Source organism: Bacillus sp. 01N42_2, assembly GCF_056399565.1.
Map to the genome: position 1 here is coordinate 116,882 of NZ_JBFTRO010000008.1, position 24,780 is coordinate 141,661.

General features: G+C 47.7%; 24 protein-coding genes. 19 read left to right on the plus strand and 5 right to left on the minus strand.

The genetic code is table 11. The features are described from left to right. The 10 genes from AC1DN5_RS16490 to AC1DN5_RS16535 all read left to right on the plus strand — a co-directional run bounded on the left by AC1DN5_RS16490 (nt 1) and on the right by AC1DN5_RS16535 (nt 10,087). Nucleotides 1-597 carry a TerD family protein gene (locus AC1DN5_RS16490; RefSeq protein ID WP_003156649.1) on the plus strand — a complete coding sequence of 199 codons (597 nt, stop codon included), beginning with the start codon at nt 1-3 and terminating at the stop codon, nt 595-597. A gap of 23 nt (nt 598-620) precedes the next feature. Next, complete coding sequence (locus AC1DN5_RS16495; RefSeq protein WP_016936834.1) at nt 621-1,202, plus strand: TerD family protein; 582 nt, start codon at nt 621-623, stop codon at nt 1,200-1,202. A 32-nt stretch (nt 1,203-1,234) separates the two neighbouring features. Further along, nucleotides 1,235-1,813, plus strand: a complete 579-nt coding sequence (locus tag AC1DN5_RS16500) for a TerD family protein (RefSeq protein ID WP_003156645.1) — start codon at nt 1,235-1,237, stop codon at nt 1,811-1,813. Between the two features lie 38 nt (nt 1,814-1,851). Then, on the plus strand, nt 1,852-2,625 hold the full coding sequence (locus AC1DN5_RS16505) for a TerC family protein (RefSeq protein ID WP_003156644.1): 774 nt from the start codon (nt 1,852-1,854) through the stop codon (nt 2,623-2,625). 73 nt (nt 2,626-2,698) lie between these two features. Beyond that, entirely contained in the window at nt 2,699-4,321 is a 1,623-nt protein-coding gene (locus AC1DN5_RS16510; protein WP_366970000.1) for a YceG family protein, read from the plus strand. Between the two features lie 6 nt (nt 4,322-4,327). Then, nucleotides 4,328-5,416 carry a toxic anion resistance protein gene (locus tag AC1DN5_RS16515; protein WP_064777966.1) on the plus strand — a complete coding sequence of 363 codons (1,089 nt, stop codon included), beginning with the start codon at nt 4,328-4,330 and terminating at the stop codon, nt 5,414-5,416. Nucleotides 5,417-5,530: 114 nt separating this feature from the next. Next, nucleotides 5,531-6,733 (plus strand): MFS transporter, encoded by a 1,203-nt coding sequence (locus AC1DN5_RS16520; protein ID WP_099744968.1) that lies wholly within the window; start codon nt 5,531-5,533, stop codon nt 6,731-6,733. 367 nt (nt 6,734-7,100) lie between these two features. Beyond that, entirely contained in the window at nt 7,101-8,357 is a 1,257-nt protein-coding gene (gene opuAA, locus AC1DN5_RS16525; RefSeq protein WP_016936830.1) for a glycine/proline betaine ABC transporter ATP-binding protein OpuAA, read from the plus strand. After that, nucleotides 8,358-9,206: a glycine/proline betaine ABC transporter permease subunit OpuAB gene (opuAB, locus tag AC1DN5_RS16530; RefSeq protein ID WP_003156639.1), complete on the plus strand. Its 849-nt coding sequence runs from the start codon at nt 8,358-8,360 to the stop codon at nt 9,204-9,206. It begins immediately after the preceding gene. Continuing rightward, nucleotides 9,206-10,087, plus strand: a complete 882-nt coding sequence (locus tag AC1DN5_RS16535) for a glycine betaine ABC transporter substrate-binding protein (protein ID WP_099744967.1) — start codon at nt 9,206-9,208, stop codon at nt 10,085-10,087. Before opuAB ends, AC1DN5_RS16535 begins: the two co-directional genes overlap by 1 nt. 34 nt (nt 10,088-10,121) lie before the next feature. Here the strand turns inward: AC1DN5_RS16535 and AC1DN5_RS16540 are convergent, their stop codons facing one another. Further along, nucleotides 10,122-11,243, minus strand: a complete 1,122-nt coding sequence (locus tag AC1DN5_RS16540) for a M20 peptidase aminoacylase family protein (RefSeq protein WP_366969999.1) — start codon at nt 11,241-11,243, stop codon at nt 10,122-10,124. A gap of 133 nt (nt 11,244-11,376) precedes the next feature. On the opposite strand from AC1DN5_RS16540, the gene AC1DN5_RS16545 reads away from it, so the two are divergent. From AC1DN5_RS16545 to AC1DN5_RS16560, 4 genes are all read left to right on the plus strand, one after another. Continuing rightward, entirely contained in the window at nt 11,377-12,810 is a 1,434-nt protein-coding gene (locus AC1DN5_RS16545; RefSeq protein ID WP_016936827.1) for a YfcC family protein, read from the plus strand. Nucleotides 12,811-12,902: 92 nt separating this feature from the next. Next, complete coding sequence (locus AC1DN5_RS16550; protein WP_016936826.1) at nt 12,903-13,391, plus strand: DUF6773 family protein; 489 nt, start codon at nt 12,903-12,905, stop codon at nt 13,389-13,391. A gap of 215 nt (nt 13,392-13,606) precedes the next feature. Continuing rightward, nucleotides 13,607-15,586: an alpha-amylase gene (amyE, locus tag AC1DN5_RS16555; protein ID WP_045926285.1), complete on the plus strand. Its 1,980-nt coding sequence runs from the start codon at nt 13,607-13,609 to the stop codon at nt 15,584-15,586. A gap of 239 nt (nt 15,587-15,825) precedes the next feature. Then, on the plus strand, nt 15,826-16,779 hold the full coding sequence (locus tag AC1DN5_RS16560) for an L-lactate dehydrogenase (RefSeq protein ID WP_016936824.1): 954 nt from the start codon (nt 15,826-15,828) through the stop codon (nt 16,777-16,779). A gap of 41 nt (nt 16,780-16,820) precedes the next feature. Here AC1DN5_RS16560 and AC1DN5_RS16565 read toward each other — a convergent pair whose 3' ends face one another. Next, entirely contained in the window at nt 16,821-18,353 is a 1,533-nt protein-coding gene (locus tag AC1DN5_RS16565) for an MDR family MFS transporter (RefSeq protein ID WP_016936823.1), read from the minus strand. 113 nt (nt 18,354-18,466) lie between these two features. Here AC1DN5_RS16565 and AC1DN5_RS16570 point away from each other — a divergent pair, with 113 nt between their 5' ends. The 3 genes from AC1DN5_RS16570 (at nt 18,467) to AC1DN5_RS16580 (ending at nt 20,444) form a co-directional block, all read left to right on the plus strand. Next, complete coding sequence (locus tag AC1DN5_RS16570; RefSeq protein ID WP_016936822.1) at nt 18,467-18,928, plus strand: MarR family transcriptional regulator; 462 nt, start codon at nt 18,467-18,469, stop codon at nt 18,926-18,928. Between the two features lie 63 nt (nt 18,929-18,991). Further along, complete coding sequence (locus tag AC1DN5_RS16575) at nt 18,992-19,621, plus strand: LysE family translocator (RefSeq protein ID WP_014469715.1); 630 nt, start codon at nt 18,992-18,994, stop codon at nt 19,619-19,621. A 67-nt stretch (nt 19,622-19,688) separates the two neighbouring features. Beyond that, nucleotides 19,689-20,444 (plus strand): YqcI/YcgG family protein, encoded by a 756-nt coding sequence (locus tag AC1DN5_RS16580; protein ID WP_016936821.1) that lies wholly within the window; start codon nt 19,689-19,691, stop codon nt 20,442-20,444. Here AC1DN5_RS16580 and AC1DN5_RS16585 read toward each other — a convergent pair. Continuing rightward, the gene (locus AC1DN5_RS16585; protein WP_016936820.1) at nt 20,439-21,767 is read right to left on the minus strand and encodes an amino acid permease; all 1,329 of its coding nucleotides are present in this window, start codon (nt 21,765-21,767) and stop codon (nt 20,439-20,441) included. The genes AC1DN5_RS16580 and AC1DN5_RS16585 overlap by 6 nt on opposite strands. A gap of 123 nt (nt 21,768-21,890) precedes the next feature. On the opposite strand from AC1DN5_RS16585, the gene AC1DN5_RS16590 reads away from it, so the two are divergent. Continuing rightward, the gene (locus AC1DN5_RS16590) at nt 21,891-22,487 is read left to right on the plus strand and encodes a DUF1989 domain-containing protein (protein ID WP_011996295.1); all 597 of its coding nucleotides are present in this window, start codon (nt 21,891-21,893) and stop codon (nt 22,485-22,487) included. Between the two features lie 134 nt (nt 22,488-22,621). After that, nucleotides 22,622-23,440, plus strand: coding sequence for an ammonia-dependent NAD(+) synthetase (nadE, locus tag AC1DN5_RS16595; protein ID WP_016936819.1), 819 nt, complete (start codon nt 22,622-22,624; stop codon nt 23,438-23,440). Nucleotides 23,441-23,487: 47 nt separating this feature from the next. Here nadE and AC1DN5_RS16600 read toward each other — a convergent pair whose 3' ends face one another. Both AC1DN5_RS16600 and AC1DN5_RS16605 read right to left on the minus strand, forming a co-directional pair. Continuing rightward, nucleotides 23,488-23,772, minus strand: a complete 285-nt coding sequence (locus AC1DN5_RS16600; RefSeq protein ID WP_016936818.1) for an antimicrobial peptide LCI — start codon at nt 23,770-23,772, stop codon at nt 23,488-23,490. 131 nt (nt 23,773-23,903) lie between these two features. Then, the gene (locus AC1DN5_RS16605; RefSeq protein ID WP_016936817.1) at nt 23,904-24,692 is read right to left on the minus strand and encodes a sugar phosphate isomerase/epimerase family protein; all 789 of its coding nucleotides are present in this window, start codon (nt 24,690-24,692) and stop codon (nt 23,904-23,906) included. Between the last annotated feature and the right edge of the window lie 88 nt (nt 24,693-24,780).

Consider the following 24,780-nt stretch of genomic DNA (forward strand, 5'->3'; position numbering starts at 1 on the left):
ATGGCGATCTCTTTACAAAAAGGCCAGCGGATTGATTTAACAAAAGGAAAAGCCGGCCTGTCAAAACTGCTGGTCGGACTCGGCTGGGACCCTGTATCATCCGGAGGCTTTTTCGGAAAACTGTTCGGCGGAGGCGGTGCTAATATCGACTGTGACGCTTCCGTACTGATGCTTGAAAATGATAAAATGACAGACAGTAAAAACGTCATCTATTTCGGCAATCTGAAAAGCCGATGCGGCGGTGTCGTACACACGGGTGACAACCTGACGGGAGAAGGCGACGGCGATGATGAACAAATTCTCATCGATTTGGCGAAAGTGCCCGCTCAGATTAATAAACTTGTGTTTGTCGTCAATATTTACGACTGCGTCAGACGAAAACAGGACTTCGGCATGATTCAAAACGCGTTCATCCGCGTCGTTGATCAGGCTAACCGAGAAGAACTGGTGACTTACAATTTAAGAGATAACTATTCAGGCAGAACGAGCCTGATCGCGGCTGAAATCTACCGCGAGGACGGCGAGTGGAAATTCGCTGCGGTAGGTGAAGGCACAAACGATACGAAAATCGGCGATATCGTTAACCGATACGCCTAAACGAAAAAAAGGAGAGTGCACACATGGCAATTTCATTGGCAAAAGGACAAAAAGTAGATTTGACTAAAACAAATCCGGGGCTTACTAAAGTCGTTGTCGGCCTTGGCTGGGATACAAACAAATACGACGGCGGACATGATTTTGATTTAGATTCCAGCGTCTTTCTATTAAATGAAGCAGGAAGATGCGCGTCGCCCGATGATTTCATTTTCTACAATCAGCTTGAAGGCGGAAACGGCTCTGTCGCACATTCAGGCGACAACCTGACAGGCCAGGGCGAGGGCGATGATGAAAGCGTAAGAGTCAACCTGAGCGCAGTGCCTGCCGCTATTGACAAAATTTCATTCGTCATCACGATTCATGAAGCGGAAGCGCGCGGCCAAAACTTCGGACAAGTTTCCAACGCGTTTGTGCGCATTGTCAATGAAGAAACAAATGAAGAGCTGATCCGCTATGATCTGGCTGAAGATTTCTCAATTGAAACAGCCATTATCGCAGGGGAGCTTTACAGACATAACGGCGAATGGAAATTTTCCGCGATCGGATCAGGCTATCAAGGCGGACTGGCCCGTATTGCGACAGATTACGGTCTGCAAATCGGCTGAACCATATCAAACACAGAAGGGAGAGACGGCACATGGCTATTCAATTGGCGAAAGGACAGCGTGTTGATCTGACAAAAACGAACCCCGGCCTTACAAAAGCGGTGATCGGCTTAGGCTGGGATACGAACAAGTACTCCGGAGGGCATGACTTTGACCTTGACGCGTCGGCTTTTCTGGTCGATGCCCATGACAACTGTGTAAATGATCTTGATTTTGTTTTCTACAATAACCTGGAACACCCGAGCGGCGGCGTCATCCATACGGGAGACAACCGGACGGGCGAGGGCGAGGGAGACGATGAACAAATTATCGTCGACTTCTCAAAAATACCCGCAAATATTGAAAAGATCGGTATTACCGTCACGATTCATGATGCGGAAGCGCGCGGCCAAAATTTCGGACAAGTTTCCAACGCGTTCGTGCGCGTCGTCGATGAAAACAGCCAGAATGAACTGCTTCGTTTCGATTTAGGGGAAGACTTCTCGATTGAAACGGCGGTTGTCGTTTGTGAGCTTTACCGCCATGGGGCTGAGTGGAAATTTAACGCCATCGGCAGCGGGTTTTCCGGCGGTCTGGCATCACTTTGCCGGAATTACGGCTTGCAGGTGTAAGCAGGAAATTACCGTTTTACTAAATAGGAGGAAAAAACTTGGATTTTCTACATCATATTATGTCGACCTACGCTTCCTTTTTTGATTGGAAAATGTGGGGTGAGGTGCTGACTGACCCTGTATCATGGGGGCTGATCGGTTCTCTGGTTCTGCTGGAAGGGCTGCTGTCGGCCGACAATGCATTAGTGCTTGCGGTTATGGTAAGGCATCTGCCGGAAAAACAGCGGAAGAAAGCATTAACGTACGGATTGTTCGGAGCATATATTTTCCGTTTTATCTTTATCGGAATCGGAATGCTGCTCATTAAGTTCTGGTGGATCAAAGTGCTTGGCGCGCTGTACCTGGCTTGGCTCGTCATTAAGCATTTCTGGATCGGAGAAGGTGATGACGATACGGAAGGCATGAAGAAAAATTCATGGATGGTCCGGACGTTCGGGATTTTCTGGGCCACTGTCGTTTCAGTGGAACTGATGGACCTTGCTTTCTCTGTGGACAGCATTTTGGCCGCGTTTGCGGTATCTGAAAAAGTGTGGGTGCTTTTGATCGGCGGTATGCTCGGTATTCTCATGATGCGTACAGTCGCAAAAGTATTCCTTGTTTTAATTGATAAAATTCCTGAGCTTGAAAACACAGCTTTCGTGCTGATCGGGATTATCGCCGTGAAAATGGCGGCGAGCGCTTTTGATTATGAAATGCCGCACGTGGTGTTCTTCGGAATCATCATCGCTGCGTTTGTGGTGACGTTTATCATCCACTATTTCAACAAACAAAAGCAGGTTCAGGAGCAGACGGCTGCATCTAAAGAAGAATAAAACCAAAAAAGGAGGGAGAGTTGATTTCCTTCCTTTTTTGTACCGATTATCATGAAGAGAAAGGAGGAAGATCATGAGGCAGGAAGAATTGGTGATCCGAAAAGCCGAGCCGGAAAACGATGACTGGGAAACGTTTTTGATGCAGCCGCTTCCGGAACGCCCCGGTTACGAGCGGCAAAACGGGCTGGCGTTTACCCGTCTAGCCGTCCGGATTCTAGGCACTCCTTATGATGAGACGGAGTACTACAATAAGCTTTTCGAGCTGTCTTCTCATGAAAACATTCATGTGTTGAGCGAGACACTGGATAAGACCATCGCGCCGGAAACGTTTCAGGCGCTGCAGCACATTCATTCGGTCAATCAAAAGGAAAAAGGCCTTTCTGTTTCCAGATTTGTCGCGTTTCTCGACGGGGGCAGGCTGCTTGCCAAACATGCTGATCCGCATATGCACCGCCGGCTGAGAACCGCATTTATGACGCTTTTGGAAACTTTTGCGGACCGGCATGAAAACGGGCTGAATCATCCCGATTTCAGGCGGGTGCTTTTAGATGTGTCAAAGTTTTCGCTGAACCACCTGAATCCATGGCTCGAACAAGCCGATATAGAGCGTGAGATGCCGAAGGTGGTGTGGTATGGAGACGCGACCAAAAGCCAGCTCTATTTTCTCTATTATCTCATGCTGATCGGCTGTGATGTCTTATTGTTTCATCCGTCAGCGGAAGATCCGTTCAGCATGATTGATCCGGATGAGGAGCTCAGCTTTGTGATAAAGCTTCCCGCAACAGGCGGCCTTGAGCCTTTTCCGAAAGAAAAGCCGGACAGAACGTCCACGACGGCCTACCGGTCAACGAAAGAAATTGAGCATGTGCTGAACCATGAGGAATCCATGATGTATAAGCCTTGGCAGTTCAGGGAGCATACCCCGCAGTCCGTAACCTTAAAAACGACGTATGATGAGTTATTTCTCATTGCGAAGGAGCGGGCATTTATCCGGCCGCAATTTAAAGCGGACAGGGAGCGGGTGGCCGTTCCGAACCTTTTTGCGAAGGTGATGGGGGTTTCCAAAGATACGAAGGAATACTGGAACAGACTCCATACCGCCGCGGACTATCAGGAGACACACATGATCCGCAGTTTTCCGTTTACGGAAGAGCTGAAAGCCAACTACCAGTATCACTACAGTCAGGTTTTGAACGAAGAAGGAGCGATTGACGCGGACAGGCTGAAAAGGAGCAACATCTGGCAGTACAAGCATCTGCCTTCAGGTGTGCAGAGCGCGATCGCCAATGTGATTTCTGACATGTGCAGAAACCCCGGACTGAAGGCTTTGCCCGGGGAGCAGGCAAGGGATGCTGCTATCTATTTGTTCCGCCAGGCGACGAACCTGCCCGCCTCGCTGCTGCAATTGATTCAGACATTTGATTACGCCCAAACCGTTCCGAAACTCGTTTTATATCATACCGAACAAAATGGCGAACTCACACGTTCGGACGCAGCCGCTCTTTTGTTTTTAAATAAATTCGGCGTTGATATCATCTTGTATAATCCGCCGGGGCATCAAGACATTGAGCATTATATAGAAGAAAGCCAATTCGATGTCCATTGGCTGGAGGACATGGTGTTTCGGCAGGAATATAAAGAGCCGTCACTCGTAAGAAAGCTGTTTAGAACCATTACGCAAAAGCAGGGAGAGTAAATAAACATGACAGAAAATCAAAATCCGCTTGTTCTTGATAAAAATGAAGAGATTTCTGAACAAAAAGCAGATGACATCAGAGTGCAGCTGCGCCAAGACCCTGAGGTGCAGCGCATTGCGCAGCAGATTGACGTGAAAAACCAAATGGAGCTGCTGGAGTACGGAAAAGAACCGGCAGTTGAGATCTCGAAGTTTTCCGACCGCATCTTAAATATGATGAAAACAACAAGTGTCACAGATTCAGGCACAATGCTGACGCAGCTCGGAAAAATCATGGACCGTTTCGACAAAAATGATTTCGATGAACCAAAAGGTTTTCTCGCTAAAATGTTCAAACGCGGCAACAGCATGATTGAAAAGATTTTTCAGAAGTACCGCACCCTGGGCGGAGAAATTGAAAAAATCCATGTTGAAATTTCGAAATACAAAGATGAAATGGCAAAGACGAACCATACACTTGAAGAGATGTACGAAAACAACATTAACTACTACATGGAGCTTGAAAAATATGTCGTTGCCGGGCAGATGAAGCTTGAGGAAATGCAGGCGCTCATTCCTTCTTATGAAGAAAAAGCGGCCGGCGGGAACCAGCTTGCGCAAATGCAGCTCGATACGCTGCGCGACGGGCTTCAAGCGCTTGAGGAACGTGTGTATGATTTAGATATGGCGCGGATGGTGGCGCTGCAAACGGCACCGCAGATCCGCCTCCTTCAGCGCGGGAATACGAAGCTCATCGGGAAAATCAATTCCGCATTCGTCATTACGATTCCGATTTTCAAAAACGGCATCATTCAGGCTGTCACCGTCAAACGCCAAAAGCTTGTGGCTGATTCCATGAGCGAACTGGACCGACGCACGAATGAAATGCTGAAGCGCAACGCTGAAAATATTTCAAACCAAAGCGTGGAGATCGCCCGTATGGCAGGCCGTCCGAGCATTGACATTGAGACGATCGAAACGTCTTGGAATACGATTGTCAGCGGTATGCAGGAAACAAAACAGATCGAGGAAGAGAACAGACGTATCAGAGAAGACGGAGCGAAACGGATTCAACAGCTCCAGGATAATATTAAAAACGCAGTCTTAAAGAATTAATCTGCACCCCGCTTGCTTACGGTAAGCGGGATTTTTTTGTGAAAAAGATAATGACAATGTGTAAAGACAGATGTAAACTTATACGGTAATCATTTTCGATTTGAGGTGCTGCTTATGAACAAACAACCTGCCGTTACTCCGCGCAAACTTCTGGCCATCGCCGGAATGGGCTGGCTGTTTGATGCAATGGATGTCGGAATTTTATCGTTTATTATCGCCGCGCTTCACGCTGATTGGAATTTAACGCCTGATCAAATGAAATGGATCGGAAGCGTCAATTCCATCGGTATGGCAGCGGGCGCCTTTGTATTCGGAATGCTGGCTGACAGGATCGGCCGGAAAAAAGTGTTTATGATCACGCTGTTGCTCTTTTCTGTCGGAAGCGGCATATCCGCTTTCGCAACGGGATTGACGGTTTTTCTCATATTGCGTTTTCTGATCGGAATGGGGCTTGGCGGGGAGCTGCCTGTCGCCTCGACACTCGTGTCAGAAGCGTCTGCCCCTGAAAAGCGGGGGAGGATCATCGTGCTGCTTGAGAGCTTTTGGGCGGCGGGCTGGCTTCTTGCGGCGGTTATTTCTTACTTTGTCATACCGGCATTCGGGTGGCAGGCCGCGCTGCTCTTAACGGCGCTGGCGGCGTTTTATGCGCTGTATTTGCGGAGAAGCCTTCCGGAATCACTGGCGCATCAGGCTTTATCGCAGAAAAAAAGTATACGCGGCCAGGCGGGAAGTGTCTGGGCGAAACCGTATATCCGGCCGACGGTGCTGCTGTCGATCGTTTGGTTCTGCGTCGTCTTTTCCTATTACGGCATGTTTTTGTGGTTGCCGAGCGTGATGCTGATGAAAGGCTTCAGCATGATTGAGAGCTTTGAATACGTGCTGCTGATGACACTTGCCCAGCTTCCCGGATATTTTTCAGCGGCGTGGCTGATCGAAAAAGCGGGGCGGAAGACCATCTTAGTCATCTATTTGCTCGGAACGGCGGGCAGCGCTTATTTCTTCGGTGCCGCAGATTCATTGGGTATGTTATTGGCGGCCGGCATGCTGCTGTCCTTCTTCAATCTGGGCGCGTGGGGCGTGCTTTACGCCTATACACCGGAGCAGTATCCTGCGGCGATCCGTGCGACCGGCTCCGGGACAACGGCGGCCGTCGGCAGAATCGGCGGTATTTTCGGCCCGCTTCTCGTCGGATCGCTTGCAGCCCGGAACGTTTCGTTTACAGCTATTTTTACCGTCTTTTGTGCGGCCATTCTGATTGCCGTCATCACCATTCTTATTCTCGGTAAAGAAACGAAACAGACAGAGCTTGCAGAATGAGCACCCTTTTGGGGTGCTTTTTTTTTGGAGACCTATATTTTTCCTTGATATTCCTTATTTTTAGGAGGAGGAAACTCCTTTAACTAGGACAATGTCTCAAAGAAATTCTTGTAATTGTAAAAAAAGGATAGGAAATCAGTTTGCAGCAGATTCGATGGAAACGTTCTCAAGCCTGATAAAAGCCCGGTTTCCTTTGTAATTTATCCTCATTAAGGAGGATTAGAGAGTATTTAGAAGCATACCAGAGGAAAATCAGACACATGGATGTTTTTAAAGTAATGATACAAAATAACAGGGATTATGATGTTTGTTTGACTTATTACAAACGTGTTACGGTATTAAGGATTGCTTATTATGGAGGGAAAATATGAGTGTAGATGAGAAACCAATTAAGATAAAAGTCGAAAATGTATCCAAAGTTTTCGGAAAACAGACAAAAAAAGCCATTCAGATGCTGTCCAGCGGAAAAAACAAAAAAGAGATCCTGAAAGCGACCGGATCAACCGTTGGTGTCAATCAAGCAAACTTTGATGTTTATGATGGGGAGATATTTGTCATCATGGGTCTATCGGGGAGCGGTAAATCAACTTTAGTTCGGCTGTTAAACCGGCTTATTGAACCGACTGCCGGGAATATCTATATTGATGGTGACATGATAACAAATATGTCAAAAGACCAGCTCCGGGAAGTGCGCCGGAAAAAAATCAGCATGGTCTTTCAAAAATTTGCGCTGTTTCCGCACAGAACGATTCTTGAAAATACGGAATACGGTTTGGAGCTTCAAGGCGTTGACAAAAAAGAGCGTGAGCAAAAAGCGCTTGATTCGCTTAAGCTTGTCGGTCTTGAAGGCTTTGAACACCAATTCCCCGATCAGCTCAGCGGAGGAATGCAGCAGCGTGTCGGCCTTGCCCGCGCATTAACGAATGATCCTGACATTCTTCTGATGGATGAAGCTTTCAGTGCGCTTGATCCGCTGATCCGTAAAGATATGCAGGATGAGCTTTTAGACCTTCATGACTCTGTCGGCAAAACGATCATCTTCATCACGCATGACCTTGATGAAGCATTGCGCATCGGCGACAGAATCGTGCTGATGAAAGACGGTAATATCGTTCAGATCGGGACACCTGAAGAAATTCTGATGAGCCCGTCCAATGAATACGTTGAAAAATTCGTTGAAGATGTAGATTTATCAAAAGTTCTGACAGCGGGCCATATCATGAAGCGCGCTGAAACTGTGCGGATTGACAAAGGGCCTCGTGTAGCGCTGCAGCTCATGAAGAATCTCGGTATTTCTTCCATTTACGCCGTTGATAAACAGAAACAGCTTCTCGGCGTCATTCATGCGGCGGATGCGAAAAAAGCGGTGGAATCCGACTTATCGCTTCAGGATATTTTAAATACTGAATTTACGACTGTGCACGAAAGCACCTACTTGACGGAAATTTTCGATGTCGTGTCTGATGCGAATATTCCGATCGCCGTCACGGACGATAAGGACCGCATGAAAGGCATTGTCGTAAAAGGTGCATTAATCGGCGCGCTTTCAGGTAATAACGATTATATAAATGTTGAAGATTCTGCTGAACAAGCTCAGGATTCTTCTGTTCAGGGGGTGAAGTAAATGGACAGATTGCCTAGAATTCCGTTAGCAGATATCGTTGACCGGTTTGTTGACTGGCTTACCATGACGTTCGGAGGTTTCTTTGACGGAATCTCAAATGGTTTGGCCGCTTTCGTAAACGCGATTGTGAGCGGTTTGGGTTTCATCCCGTCTATTTTATTGACTGTTATTTTTGCAGCTCTCGCTTGGTGGATCAGTACGAGAGGAATTGCACTCTTTACGTTAATCGGATTCCTTGTTATTGATTATTTGGGTTATTGGTCGCCGATGCTGCAAACGCTGGCGCTTGTCGTTACATCTGTTTTGATTTCCATTATTATCGGGGTTCCGATCGGCATATGGGCGTCTCAGAAAGAAACGGTCCGCCGCATTGTCACACCGATTCTGGATTTAATGCAGACCATGCCGGCTTTCGTATACCTGCTGCCTGCCATTTTCTTCTTTAATATCGGGGTTGTGCCAGGCGTTGTGGCATCTGTTATTTTCGCGATGCCTCCGACGATCCGCATGACGGTTCTCGGTATTAAACAAGTTCCGGCTGATCTGATTGAAGCGACGGAAGCATTCGGTTCAACGACGTCTCAGCGTCTGTTCAAGGTTCAGCTTCCGCTTGCCACCAAAACCATTCTTGCCGGTATTAACCAAAGCATCATGCTTGCTTTGTCAATGGTCGTTATCGCGGCCATGGTCGGAGCGCCGGGTCTCGGTTCTGAAGTATACAGCGCCGTGACACAATTGAAAACCGGTGTCGGAGTGGAAGCGGGTATCGCGATCGTCATCGTAGCGATTACACTCGACCGTATCACGCAAAACATTAAAGTGAAGAAAAAGAGCAGGGGGAATGCCTGATGCTTAAGAAAATCATCGGTGTCGGCGTTACCGCTGCGCTGGCTCTTTCTTTGGCTGCCTGCGGTTCGCAGACTGATGGTCAGGCAACGGCTGCGGATCAGGTGAACAAAACCATTATCGGTATTGATCCGGGCTCGGGAATCATGGCCCTGACGGATGAGGCCGTGAAGGATTACGGATTGAAAGACTGGAATGTCGTCACAGCATCAAGTGCCGCCATGACGGCGACATTGAAAAAATCATATGACCGGAAAAAGCCGATCATCGTAACGGGCTGGACGCCGCACTGGATGTTCTCCAGATATAAGCTGAAGTTCCTTGATGATCCGAAAAAGACGTACGGAACTGCCGAGCAGATTCATACGATTACAAGAACCGGCTTCAGTAAGGAACAGCCTAACGCGGCCAAGGTTCTCAGCCAGTTCAACTGGACGCAGGACGATATGGGAGAAGTCATGATTGCCGTTGAAGAAGGCGAAAAGCCGGCCAAAGCCGCTGCTGAATATGTGAAAAAACATAAAGATCAAGTAGCTCAATGGACAAAAGGCGCTCATAAAGTAAAAGGTGATAAAATCAACCTGGCTTATGTGGCGTGGGACAGTGAAATCGCAAGTACGAACGTGATCGGAAAAGTATTTCAAGACCTCGGCTATGACGTGAAGCTGACGCAAGTGGAGGCAGGCCCGATGTGGACTGCGATTGCGACAGGCAGCGCGGATGCGTCACTGTCTGCTTGGCTTCCGAACACTCATAAAGCATATGCGTCTAAATATAAAGGCAAATATGAAGATGTGGGAACGAGTCTGACAGGCGTCAAGATGGGTCTGGTCGTTCCTCAGTATATGAAAAACGTCAATTCAATTGAAGATTTGAAGAAATAACGAAGAAAAGCAGCCCTGTAACGGGCTGCTTTTTTTATGCTTCAAACGATGCGAGGACGGCGGCTGTTAATATCTCAACACCTGTAAAGATGGCGCTTCGATCAAATGTCATATGAGGATGGTGAAGCCCCGGCTGAAGCCCGCACCCAAGGCCGAGCATCGTCGTTTTCAAGTTCGGCACCTTCAGTCCGTAGAAATGAAAATCCTCTCCTCCGGTTGTCACGAGAGGCTCATCCACATGTTCTTCTCCGAGAATGCTGCTTATCGCAAACGCCATGATGGCTTCCGCTTCTTTGTTTCGCTCGGCTGCCGGGAGGCTGTGTTCTTTTTGCAGTTCGATTTTTGCGCCGAATGCGGCAGCCGCCGCCTCGCAGGCTCTTTCGGTTTCGGCAGTTAATTTCTCCATGGCGGCATTGGTTTGCGCGCGGAGATCAAGGCTGAAGGAGGCTTTTCCCGGGATGATATTGGAACTCTCTCCGCCTGCTTGAAGCTTTGTCATCTTCACCGAATGCGGAATGCCGGGATCGAGATGAATGAAGCTGAGTTTCTGCACGAGAAGGGCGGCGATTTCAATACTGTTAAGCCCGAGATGCGGTCTCGCGCCGTGGGCTTCTTCTCCGATAATCAGGCCTTCAATATGCTGGCTTGAGCCATGCAGAATGGAGGGGGCGCATCGGCCGTTTGCCGTTTCCTGTACGGGGCGTACGTGCACACCGTATAAGTAGTCAACATCATCAAGCACGCCTTTTTCAATCATTTTCAGCGCCCCGCCGCCTTTTTCTTCTGCCGGCTGAAAAATAAAGCGGATGGTTCCCTTCGGAAGCTTCAGCTGACTCTTTAAAAGCATCATCGTGCCGAGCGCCATCGTCATATGTGAATCATGTCCGCATGAATGGTTGGCCTGAAAAACACCGTCCACTTCCTGCCACAGCGCGTCAATATCCGCCCGGACAGCAACAACGGGGGAGCCTTCTCCGATTTCGCCGACAACTCCGGTACAATCATCAAATGTGCGGGTCCGGCAGCCGGCCGCTTTCAGTTTTTCAGCCAGATATTCAGTCGTTTGATATTCTTTCCAGCTTACTTCGGGATGGGCGTGCAGGTGGTTAAAAATATCCATAATGACTTGTTTGTCATGCTCTGTGAGTCTGTTCATGCCGTAAGTCCTCCTTCAAAAGCTGTCTGTTTTTTATTTTTGATATTGAAAACAGGCAATCGGTCTGTATATAATATAGCACATATCTGTATTTTCTGAATAGTTTATAAATTTAAAGCGGGATGGTGATGTTATGGCTGTGCCGAAGACCGAACCTGTATTGAAAAAGAAAAAAATGTTTGTCATGCCCGATGCTTATGTGCTGCTGTTCATTGTCGCTTTACTTTGCGCGATAGCGTCGTACATCGTTCCCGCTGGAGAATTCGACAGGGTGACAAAGGGCAGTGTGACGTCTGCCGTCCCTGGAAGTTATCATTCTCTGGATCAGTCCCCGGTCAGCCCGATCGCCTTTTTTACCGCGATTCAGGAAGGGATGACAAGTTCCGCACCGATTATCTTTCTGATCCTGTTTACGGGCGGCACCATTGCGATTTTAGAGAAAACGGGCGCCATCAATGGATTGATTAATAACGTGATCAGTACGTTCCGCACAAAACAGCTGCTGTTTATTGCGATTGTCGGATCTCTATTTTCGATTCTCGGCACAACCGGCATCGTCGTCAATTCCGTGATCGGTTTTATTCCGATCGGCCTGATCGTCGCCCGTTCGCTGAAATGGGATGCCGTGGCCGGAGCAGCCGTCATTTATATCGGCTGTTATGCGGGGTTTAACGCGACGATTCTATCACCTTCACCGCTCGGGTTATCACAAAGCATCGCGGAGCTGCCGATGTTTTCCGGCATCGGCCTGAGGATTGCCGTCTACATTTGTTTTCTGCTATCATCTATTTTATATATTTATCGGTATACGAGAAGACTCAGAAAAGCAAAGGACGCCAGTCTGCTGGGGAACGATTGGTTTCCGGCGGCAGGCTCAATCCGGCAGGTTTCTGATCAGGAGGACAAGCATGTCCCGTTTACCGTCCGTCATAAATTGATTCTGGCTGTTGCGGCTTTGTCGCTTGCCGGCTTTTTGTACGGTGCGCTAACCCTTGGCTGGTCTGATTCAGAAATGGCCGCCGTGTTCATTTTCATCTCGATCGTCTCCGGACTGATTGCGGGGATGGCGGCAAATGATATCGCAAAAACGTTTATCACAGGCTGCCAAGGTCTCGTTTACGGCGCGCTGATCGTCGGAATGGCGAGAAGCATTTCCGTTATCCTGGAACACGGAAAGCTGCTTGATACAGTAGTCAATGGACTTGCGTCACTGCTCCACGGTTTCAGCCCGATGGCAGGCGCAATCGGAATGTATATTTCCAGTGCTCTGCTTCATTTTCTGATTTCATCAGGATCGGGGGAGGCGGTTGTATTTATACCGATTTTGGCTCCGCTTGCCGATCTGATGGGCATCACGAGACAGGTGGCAGTTGAAGCGGTCATGCTCGGAGAAGGCGTTGTAAACTGTGTCAATCCGACATCGGGCGTATTGATGGCCGTACTGGCCGCAAGCGGTATTCCGTACGTAAAGTGGCTTCGCTTTATGGTTCCGCTGGCGCTGATCTGGTTTGTGATCGGCCTGGTGTTTATCTGCATAGGCGTTTTGATCAAATGGGGTCCTTATTAAACGTTTTTGTCAATGATATTTCGGTTTATCATTATGAATCGGCAAGATATAATGGGAGTTGTAAGCCATTCTTAAAAGTACGGGAGGAAGTCATGAATCAGCATCGGAACCGACTTTCAAACGTGAATGGAAAGAGTGAGAGTGTGAAAGAGAAAGAACGAATGATTTGGTCAGAAGTCGGAATGCTTGTGGGGACACTGTCTTTGCTTGATATCATCGTTCGCGGGCTTGTCCTGAACTGTCCGTTTAGGGAATGGGCCGGAAGCTTGGCGGTTTTCTTCATTATAATTGTTTATTATTGTATCAGAGCAGGAGCGGCGGGAATGCTCATGCCGAGAATAGACACCAAGGAAGAACTGCGAAAACGAGTGAAGCAGCAGCGGATCGATTCAATTGCGGTTGCTTTTGCGGCAGCTGCGCTTACGATGTACGACAGGGGGCTGCCCCATACATTCTTTGCTTGGCTGAAAATGATCTTTCTTTTTATCGTCTGCGGAGGCGTTTTGTTTTTGCTTCGGTATGTCATTGTGAAGCTGTCTTACAGAAGAGCGATAAAAGAAGTGAAAAAGAAATCATCTTGATAGGTGGTTTCTTTTTTTGTTGATCTGATAGGAATATAGATTTGATTTCACTCTGACACGTTGCTTTGATAGAGAGTGTGTGATAAGTTGAAATGAAAGCGTTAACAAAATTCTCCAGTCTTCACAACATTCGAAAGGAGGAAGCTGAAGAAAGGGTAAGAGGAATTTTTGACTCCGCAGTCAGTCTTCAAAAAATCAAATAAGGAGTGTCAAAAATGTTTGAAAAACGATTCAAAACCTCTTTACTGCCGTTATTCGCCGGATTTTTATTGCTGTTTCATTTGGTTTTGTCAGGGCCTGCGGCTGCAAACGCTGAAACCGCTGACAAATCAAATGAGGTGACCGCATCTTCAGTCAAAAGCGGAACCATCCTTCATGCCTGGAATTGGTCATTCAATACGTTAACACAAAATATGAAAGATATTCGTGATGCAGGCTATGCAGCCATTCAGACGTCTCCGATTAACCAAGTAAAGGAAGGGAACCAAGGAGATAAGAGCATGAGGAATTGGTACTGGCTGTATCAGCCGACATCGTACCAAATCGGCAACCGTTACTTAGGAACTGAACAAGAGTTTAAGGACATGTGCGCAGCCGCAGAAAAATATGGCGTAAAAGTCATTGTCGATGCGGTCATCAATCATACGACCAGTGATTATGGCGCGATTTCTGACGAGATTAAGCGTATTCCAAATTGGACCCATGGAAACACACAAATTAAAAATTGGTCGGACAGATGGGATGTCACTCAAAATTCACTATTGGGGCTGTATGATTGGAATACTCAAAATACTGAGGTGCAAACCTATCTGAAACGCTTCTTGGAAAGAGCATTGAATGACGGAGCGGACGGATTCCGTTATGATGCTGCCAAGCATATAGAGCTTCCGGATGACGGGAATTACGGCAGCCGATTTTGGCCGAATATCACAAATACAGCGGCGGAGTTCCAATACGGAGAAATCCTGCAAGACAGCGCGTCCAGGGATACTGCTTATGCGAATTATATGAATGTGACCGCTTCAAACTATGGACATTCCATCAGGTCCGCCTTGAAGAACCGCAATCTGAGTGTGTCGAATATTTCCCATTATGCATCTGATGTGTCTGCGGACAAATTGGTCACATGGGTGGAATCCCATGATACGTATGCCAATGATGAGGAAGAGTCTACATGGATGAGCGATGACGATATCCGTTTAGGCTGGGCAGTGATCGGTTCCCGCTCAGGAAGTACACCTCTTTTCTTTTCCAGACCTGAGGGCGGAGGAAATGGTGTAAGGTTTCCCGGAAAAAGTCAAATAGGCGATCGCGGGAGTGCCTTATTTAAAGATCAGGCGATCACTGCGGTCAATATCTTTCACAATGTAATGGCCGGGCAGCCTGAGGAACTCTCGAATCCGAATGGAAACAATCAAATCTTTATGAATCAGCGCGGCTCAAAAGGCGTTGTGCTGGCAAATGCAGGATCGTCTGCCGTTGCCGTCAATACTTCAACGAAATTACCTGACGGCAGGTATGATAATAGAGCCGGCACCGGTTCATTTCAAGTAACGAACGGTAAACTGACAGGCACGATCAATGCCAGATCCGCGGCTGTTCTTTATCCTGACGATATCGGAAATGCGCCTCATGTCTTCCTTGAGAATTATCAAACGGGAGCAGTCCATTCTTTCAACGATCAGCTGACGGTCACCCTGCGTGCAAATGCGAAAACAACAAAAGCCGTTTATCAGATCAATAATGGGCAGCAGACGGGATTTAAGGACGGAGACCGATTAACGATCGGAAAAGGAGATCCAATCGGCACGGCATACGACATCAAGTTAACCGGAACGAACAGCGAGGGTGCAGCAAGAACCCAAGAATACACGTTTGTCAAAAAAGACCCGTCTCAAGCCAACATCATTGGCTATCAGAATCCGGACCATTGGGGCCAGGTAAATGCTTATATCTATAAACATGATGGAGGCAGGGCCATAGAATTAACCGGATCGTGGCCGGGGAAAGCCATGACTAAGAATGCAGATGGAATTTACACGCTGACGCTGCCTGAGAATGCGGATACGGCCAACGCCAAAGTGATTTTTAACAATGGCAGCGCCCAAGTGCCCGGACAGAACCAGCCCGGCTTTGATTATGTGAAGAATGGTTTGTATAACAATTCTGGTTTGAATGGCTATCTTCGGCATTAATGAATAGAGAAATCAGGATTTCTCAGAATGCCTGACTAAGCGCCGCCTTCAATGATTTAATCAAGCTGAAAAGATGACAGAATCCTAAAACCCAACCGTTTTAGGATTCTGTCAAAAATCTGGGGGGTTTTCAAGACAAAACTTTTCTCTTGCAAAAGTTTGTGAAATAGTGCACAATATAAATGTGAAATACTTCACAATAAAAACAGACACCACGAAACACTGGAGGATAAGCATACATGATGAACGAACGAGTGAACAAAGTAGCATTAATCGGAGCAGGTTTTGTTGGAAGCAGTTATGCATTTGCGTTAATTAACCAAGGGATCACAGATGAGCTTGTGATCATTGATGTAAATAGAGAAAAAGCCATGGGAGATGTCATGGATTTAAATCACGGAAAGGCATTTGCGCCTCATCCGGTGAAAACGTCTTACGGAACGTATGAAGATTGCAAGGATGCCGATATCGTGTGCATCTGTGCCGGAGCCAACCAAAAGCCGGGCGAAACAAGACTTGAGCTGGTCGAAAAAAATCTCGCCATTTTCAAAGGCATTGTCGGTGAAGTCATGGCAAGCGGATTTGACGGCATCTTCCTCGTTGCCACAAACCCGGTCGACATTCTCACTTATGCGACATGGAAATTCAGCGGTCTGCCGAAAGAACGCGTCATCGGCAGTGGCACGACACTGGATTCTGCGAGATTCCGTTATATGCTGAGTGAATATTTCGGAGCCGCTCCGCAAAACGTACATGCCCACATTATCGGCGAGCACGGCGATACCGAGCTTCCTGTATGGAGTCACGCCAATATCGGCGGAGTGCCGGTGCAGCAATTGCTGGAGAAAAATGCAGCTTACAAACAGGACGAGCTGGATCAGATCGTGGACGATGTGAAAAACGCCGCCTATCATATTATTGAGAAAAAAGGCGCGACATATTACGGAGTGGCGATGAGCCTCGCCCGCATCACAAAAGCGATTTTGCGTAATGAAAACAGTATTTTAACCGTCAGCACATATCTGGACGGGCAATACGGTGTAAACGACGTCTTTATCGGCATTCCGGCCGTCGTCAATCGGAACGGCATCGCCGGTGTGACGGAACTTGAACTGAACGAAACAGAACAGCGTCAATTCAGTCATAGCGCAAACGTGCTCAAAGACATTCTCGCTCCGCATTTCGCGGAGTAAACAAAAAAGCAGTACATGGCAAATGCCATGTACTGCTTTTTTTAATTCGCTTTTTTCGCCATTTCCTGAGAGGTTTTCACTCTCGCTTTTCCCATAAACAAAATGGTGATGGCTGCGATGACGATCGGCGCCAGAGCAAGCGTGAATACATACGTGATGCTCTGCGACATTGCGTCAATAATTTGATCCAGAATGTGCGGCGGAATATGAGCGCGCGTGCCGGCCTGGAAAATGTCCTGAGGATTTCCGATGTTCTGCATCGCGCCGCCCGCTCCTTTCATGCCGCTGAATGAATCGGTCAGCTTGTTGGTAAACACATTCGTCTGGATGGTTCCGAAAATCGTCACACCGAGCGTCATGCCGAATGATCTCAAAAACGAGTTTGTTGAGTTGGCGCTCCCGCGGTAGCGCGGCTCGAGATCGTTCATGGACGCGGCCGGCAGCAGTGAGAAGTTGAAGCCGACGCCGAACCCTGAGATCAGCATGAATACCGTCAGCATCGTGCGCGCCGTATCCGGAGTCATATTGGAAAGCAGCAGCATTCCGATAAAGAAAGCGACCACGGAAATCAGCATTAAATTACGGAACCGTACTTTCGTCTGGAAAATTCCGCCGATCATACTTCCGATAACAGAACCGATCATCATCGGCGTCAAAATAAAGCCCGCGCTTGTCGCGGTGCTGCCGTATACAGCTTGAACGAAAATCGGGATAAATACCGCTAAAATCACAAATGTGGCTCCGTAAAGGAACGCCAGAATCTGTGCCGTGGCAAATAAACGGTTTTTAAACATCCAAAAAGAAATAATCGGTTCTTCCGCTTTTCTTTCTACAATGAAAAAGGCGATAAAGAACACGGCGAACACAGCGAACAGACCGATGATCTGGACGGAGTCCCAATCATACGTTTTTCCGCCGAGCTCAAGAGCGAACATCAGACCGACAATGGAAACCACCAGCGTAATTGCGCCGGCCCAGTCGATTTTCTGTTTCTTGTGCTCAAGTGATTCTTTATAATAACGAAGAATGAAAAATAACGATAGAATGCCGATCGGCACGTTGATGTAAAATACCCAGTGCCAGCTGATGGAGTCGGTAATAAGCGCGCCTAAAAGCGGACCGAGAACGCTGGACAGGCCGAAAACGGCGCCGAACATCCCCGACATTTTTCCGCGTTTTTCCGGCGGAAATAAATCAAAAATGATGGTGAAAGCGATCGGCATCAGCGCGCCTCCGCCGATTCCCTGAATGACGCGGTAAATAATGAGCTGGTCCATTGTTTGGGCGATTCCGCATAATGCCGATCCGATTAAGAAAAGAATGAGACCGAATAAAAAGAAACGTTTCCGCCCGTACATATCGGACAGTTTGCCGTAAATCGGCATACCGGCCATTACGGCTACCATGTATGATGCCGTCACCCATGCGAACTTATCGAAACTTCCGAGGTCCGCCACGATATTTCCCATCGCGGTGGCAACGATTGTATTGTCCATAGCCGACATTAAAATGCCCAGCAAAAGGCCGATGACGACAAACTTCGTCGAGGCGTCCTTCGCGGCTGTTTGTTCCATGCTTTTTCCTCCTATACTTACTTTTGATCATCAAATTTGCTATGATCATATTAGATTTGCCGAAAATTATCTTGATCGTCAAGATAAATTGATTTTATAGGGAGGCCTGTCAGTTGTCAACAAGAAATACCAGAAGCGAGACGGAGGAAACCGCGATACAGTTATTCCGGAAGATGGCCACAAGGACGATCCTGTTTCATCAGGCGGCCGCTCAATCTCTCGGTCTGTTTCCGACCGATTTGAAATCAGCTGATATTTTAAATGAAGCAGGCCCGATGACCGCGGGCGAGCTTGGGAAAAAAACCGGCCTCAGCACAGGTTCGGTAACGGCGCTCATTGACCGGCTCGAAAAAGCGGGATATGTCATGAGGAAAAAAGATCCTGAAGATAAACGGCGGGTGATCATTGTGCCGCTGACAGCCGGAAAAGCGAACGTGAAACAATTGTTCAGCTCCTTATCCCAGTCCACCATCAGCCTTTGCCGGCAATATAAAGAAGAAGAACTGCACCTGATATTCGATTTTCTCAAAAAAGTGACGGACATAATGGAAGATGAGCTTGAGAAATTAAAATAATATATCATAGCCCGGCCCATTCATGAATAATTTGTACAAGTTGCATGAATGAGGGGGAAGCCAATGAACATCTTTTTAAGCTACATCGTTCTCGGGCTGTCATTGTCAGCACCTGTCGGCCCGGTCAATGCGGCGCAGATTGACAAAGGCATCAAGAACGGCTTTTGGCATGCATGGATTTTCGGTCTTGGCGCCATGGCGGCAGACGGGCTGTATATGATTCTGATCTATTTCGGGCTGTCTCAATTTTTGACGGCGCCTTTCGTGAAGACGTTTTTGTGGCTTTTCGGTTTTTTCGTGCTGACCTACACGGGCGTCGAAACGTTAAAAAATATAAGGGAAGCCATGAACGTCAGAAGCGGAAAAGGAAAACCGGCTTTTTACAAAACATTCGGTGCGGGATTTTTTATTTCTCTTTCCAATCCGCTGAGCATTTTATTCTGGCTCGGCATATACGGCAGCATTCTCGCCAAAACCGCTGAATCCTTCGATGCAAACCAGCTTTTGATTTACAGCTCCGGCATTCTTCTCGGCATTTTGATCTGGGATTTCTGCATGGCGATTGCCGCAAGCACTTTCAGAAATCTTCTCCACGAAAAAGCGCTTCGCTGGCTGACGGGAGCGGCAGGTGTGTCTTTGATCGTTTTTGGTTTTTATTTCGGATGGCAGGGGATTCAAATGCTCATCTCATAAATAGAAGGACTGTCACCCATCGCCTATCCCCATCATAACGTATCATGACGATACTGGAGGTGGGCCGATGGCAAGCGGGCTGTACACAAAAAGTTGCCTTGAGGAAAAGTTATTGGATCTGCCAAATTGGCAGAGAATCGCTTTTGAGCTTCTATCAGAAAAAGTAGGCGATGAAGCGGACACCTTTCCGTGCATACCCGGACGTCAGGGATTTCTGACAGATCAGCTTCGGATATCCTTTGCGGGTGATCCCCGCGAAGAGGGAACCCCGGAGGAAGTGGGGATGCTGCTGTCCGAATACGGAAAAATCTCAAGGGAAACCGGAAGATACGCGTCGCTGCTTGTGATTTTTGATACGCCTGAGGATTTAGCTGAGCATTATTCCATTGAGGCGTATGAAGAGCTGTTCTGGTCTTTTTTAAACCGGCTGAGCGGCTGCGACCCGAAAGACTGGCCGGAAGATATGCCGGAAGATCCTGAACATTATAAATGGGAGTTCTGCTTTGACGGCGAGCCGTATTTTATTCTGTGCGCAACGCCTGCGCATGAAGCGAGACAAAGCAGAAGCTTCCCGTTTTTTATGCTGGCGTTTCAGCCGAGATGGGTTTTCGAAGGGTTAAATGATTCAACCGCGTTCGGACGCAATATGAGCCGGCTGATCAGAAAACGTTTGGAGGCATACGACGAAGCCCCTCTTCATCCCCAATTGGGGTGGTACGGAGGAAAAGATAATTTAGAATGGAAGCAATATTTCCTCCGTGATGATGAGACGCAAGTGTCAAAATGTCCTTTTTCCTATTTGAAAAGATTGTTTAAGCTATGATCCGGCAGGGCTGTGTCCCTGCTTTTTTTGTACGATCCATGTCACGATCGCAATGACGGCGAGAAAACAAAGGCTGACCAGAAAACCGGGCCGGCTCGATTTCTCAAACAGCGTCCCGGAGACGGCGGCCGCAATCAGCACCAGGGCGATAAAAATCTGTGCCGTTCCCACTTTTGTCGGTTCGATCAGTTTCTTGCCTGAGAACAAAATGAACACCCATGTATACAGAAGCATCAGGCCTGCCGCGGTGGTCATGTGTTCATATATATTTTTCGGCAGCACCAAAGACAGGATGATGGAGACGATGAGTCCGGCGAATGTCAATCCGAGCGCAGGCCAGCAGATTTTTTTATTTTCCTTCAATCTGAAGCATTTCGGCGCATCTCCGTCATCAGCCATCGTACAAAGCAATGTCGTCACGGCAAACAGCGAGGCGACGAGCGTAGAAAACCCCGCAATAATAAAAATCCCGTTAAAAATATCAAGAATGATATCTAAATGAAAGCCTTTCAGAGATGTAATAAACGGGCTGTCCTGTTCGGTGAATTTACCCAGCGGCACTAACAATAACGCCAGGCCGAGAGAAATGACGTAAATCACCGCAAGAACGATAAGCATCAGTCTGCCTGATTTTGAGGCTTCCTCCGGCTTTTTCAAATGTACGGTCATCAGCCCCAAGACTTCAATTCCCCCGAAAGCGTAAAACGCATAAATCAGCCCCGTCCACAAACCCATCGCTCCGTGCGGGAACAAATCCTTTGAGTCATTCGGCACCTGAACATCCGGTTTATGAGAAAATATACCGCACAGCGCCAAAATGGCGATGACGATAAACATAAAAATGGCCGCCGTCTTGACAACAGCGAGCACATTCTCCGTTTTTTGAAAAACGGACAGCCCCGTAAAAATAATTAAAAGACCGAGCACCGCATAGATGGAGGCGAGGATCCACAGCGGCATATTCGGAAACCAATGCTTCGTAAACAGCGAGATGGCTGTCAGCTGGCTTCCCGTAATCAGCATTTCAGACGACCAGTACACCCAGCCGTTGCTGAAACCGGCCCAAGAGCCGAAAGCCTTTCTCGCATAAGCGCAAAAAGACCCCTTTTCGGGCTGCTTAGCCGAAAGCTTCGCGAGCTGCTCAAAGACAAAATAGGTGCCGAGCCCGGCAATAAGAAATGAGATCAGCGCGGAATATCCGCTTTTAACAATAGCAATACTGGACCCGAGAAAAAAGCCCGTCCCGATCGTGCAGCCGACGCCGATTAAAGAGAGCTGCCACCAAGCGAGATTTCCTTTAGGCTGGTCCTGTGATTTACCCATGTAATTCAACCCCTTTATTAAAGCTTAGATTGCGGCCGGCAGAACGGGAATATACATCCAATAAATTGCTTTACATGAAACAAACGGCCGGAGTTCATAATAGAAGAAAAAAGGAGCAGTCTGATGACACAGCAATTTATCGTACCGCCGAAAAAAGGGCTCGGCCTGAAGGTTCACAAAGGGCAGATTATAAAAGTAGTCGATGTGGAAGGACAGCAGGTGGCTGATTTTACGGCGTATCATGCCAAAGACTTTTATGAGCATCTTGATCAGGGCGCGACGATTGATGCCAATCAGTCCATTCATGTAAAAACAGGCGATCATATTTATTCAAATTTATATAAGCCGATGCTGACGCTGATTGAAGATACTGTCGGCAAGCATGACCTGCTGCTTCCCGCCTGCCGCCCGGATATGAACAGGCTTTTATACGGAAAGCATAAAGACGAGCTCCAGGATACGTGCTATGACAATATGAGCGGGGCGCTTGAACCATTCGGGGTGCCGCGGCCGCATATGCATTACCCGTTTGCCATCTTTATGAATACGGTGCTTGATGAGAAGGGGAACTTGTCAGTCGAAACGCCTCTGTCTGACGCGGGTGATTACGTACGGCTCCGTGCGGAAATGGATCTCGTCGTCGCGTTTTCATCCTGCCCGATCGAAAAAGGAAAATGCAACGGAGACAGCATTACGGCGCTGCGGGTGGAAATCAGCTGATCCCGGTGTATTTGATTCACTTAAAAACTGCACCTGTGCTATATTTAACAGAGAGTCGTACATAGTGGCATGATTCATTTTCAGCATGAACGGGAAATGAATCATAAAGAAACAATGCAGGAGGAGTGATTGGGATGAGCATCCAGAAACAAATTATGAATGATCTCCACGTAAAACCCTCAATTGATCCGAAACAAGAAATTGAGGACAGAGTGAACTTTCTGAAACAATATTTGAAAAAAACAGGTGCCAAAGGCTTTGTGCTCGGCATCAGCGGGGGGCAGGATTCCACGCTTGCGGGACGCCTCGCCCAATTGGCGGCTGAACGCATCAGAGAGGAAGGCGGAGACGCGGAGTTTATCGCCGTCCGTCTTCCGCACGGCGCACAGCAGGATGAGGATGACGCCCAATTGGCACTTAAATTCATTAAGCCTGATAAATCATGGACGTTTGATATTAAGTCCGCTGTCAGCGCGTTCGCCGATCAGTACAAAAAAGAAACGGGCGATCAGCTGACTGATTTTAACAAAGGAAATGTAAAAGCCAGAATGAGAATGATCGCGCAATATGCCATCGGCGGACAAGAGGGGCTGCTTGTCATCGGTACCGACCATGCGGCTGAAGCGGTGACCGGTTTCTTCACGAAATACGGTGACGGCGGAGCTGACCTGCTGCCGCTGACCGGATTAACGAAACGACAGGGCAGACGTTTATTAGAAGAGCTCGGCGCACCGGAACGCCTGTATTTGAAATTACCGACGGCCGATCTGCTCGATGAAAAGCCGCAGCAGACGGACGAGACAGAGCTCGGCATCACATACAATGACATTGATGATTATTTAGAAGGCAAGGACGTTTCTTCCGAAGTGATTGAGGCGCTGGAAAAACGCTATCTCAGTACGGAACATAAGCGTCAGGTGCCGGCATCAATGTTTGATGATTGGTGGAAATAGAAATAAAAAAACCTCCCTTTTGAAAGGGAGGTTTTTGTTTATCGTTTTTATTTATCTACACTTTCATAAATGCCTACCCAATACCCCTTGCTGCTGTCATAGTATTTGTATTTAAAAATCCATGTTGTACCATTCAGTTCGAAAGAAGCAGCGAAAATACCGTTAGGGCTTGGAACGGGCTTGATGGCATTAATGCCGGCATCTGCTTTCGTTGAGATTGGGCTATTTTCCACGGATGACGTTGCTGTTGGTGATGAGGCAAAGGCAGGAGCGGCAGACATCAGTAAGGCAAGAGACAGCGCAGAACCGGTTAACACTTTTTTGAATTTCATTTCGAACACTCCCTTTTCAAAAGAAATGTATTACAGTGTTAATAATTAGACTATTATCCATAAAATTCCTTCTCTGTTTCTAAAATTTTTTTCTTAATTTGAAAAAAACCTCCCTTCAAAGGGGATGTTTTTTATTTCTTAAAGCAGTGTCTGATCTCATTCAGAGATTCTTTCATATGCGCTTCAGCATGACGGCCGAAGTATTCGAGTGACACGAATCCGCCGTACTGCCTGTTCAACAGTTCTTTCAGAAAGGGTTCCTGCCGTAAGTCGCCCTGCAGAACAGACACCGGCCTGCTGAGATACCAGTTGTCAAAATTCCAGTGATAGTTTTTCAGGTGGATATGGCTGACGGTATGATACAGTTTTTCTAAAGCGGACATTTGGTCCACGTGATTGACGTGAAGGTTGGAGCCGTCAAAAATGATGCGGACCCGCGGATGTCCGACATCCTCTAAAAATGCCAGCGCCGCTTCCGGTGTATCCGCGTACGTATCGTAATGAATCTCAAGCCCGATATTGACGTCATAGTCATCTGCGAGCAGTGCCGCCTCCTGAAATTGATCAACGGCGCTCTGCCACTTCTCTGGTGATGTGCGGCGAGAAGCCAGGTTGCCCGCAAAGACCCTGATCAGGGGACTGTGAAGCTGCCGTGCCGCGCTTAATGCCCTTTGAACATCCTTTAACGCCTGCCTTTCATCCTGAGTGGCAAAGTCAGTGTACAAGCTGACAGCGGGCACCTCGAAGCCTTCCTCCTGAAGCTGTTGATCAAGCCTGTCGAGCGGGCCGATTTCTTTTATATATTGTTGGGCGTGGCCGTACCACAGTTCGATTCCGTCAAAGGAGTGCTCTTTTGCGAAAGAAATGACATCGAGAATATGCTTTTTTTTAAACCCTGTCGTGCAAAAGCTCAGTTTCATCGGTAATCCTCCCGTTAACTGTCTATCCTATATGTGTTTTTTCCCCGGATAAGCTGCGGATAAACAGACGAAAAGGGTAAACACTTTT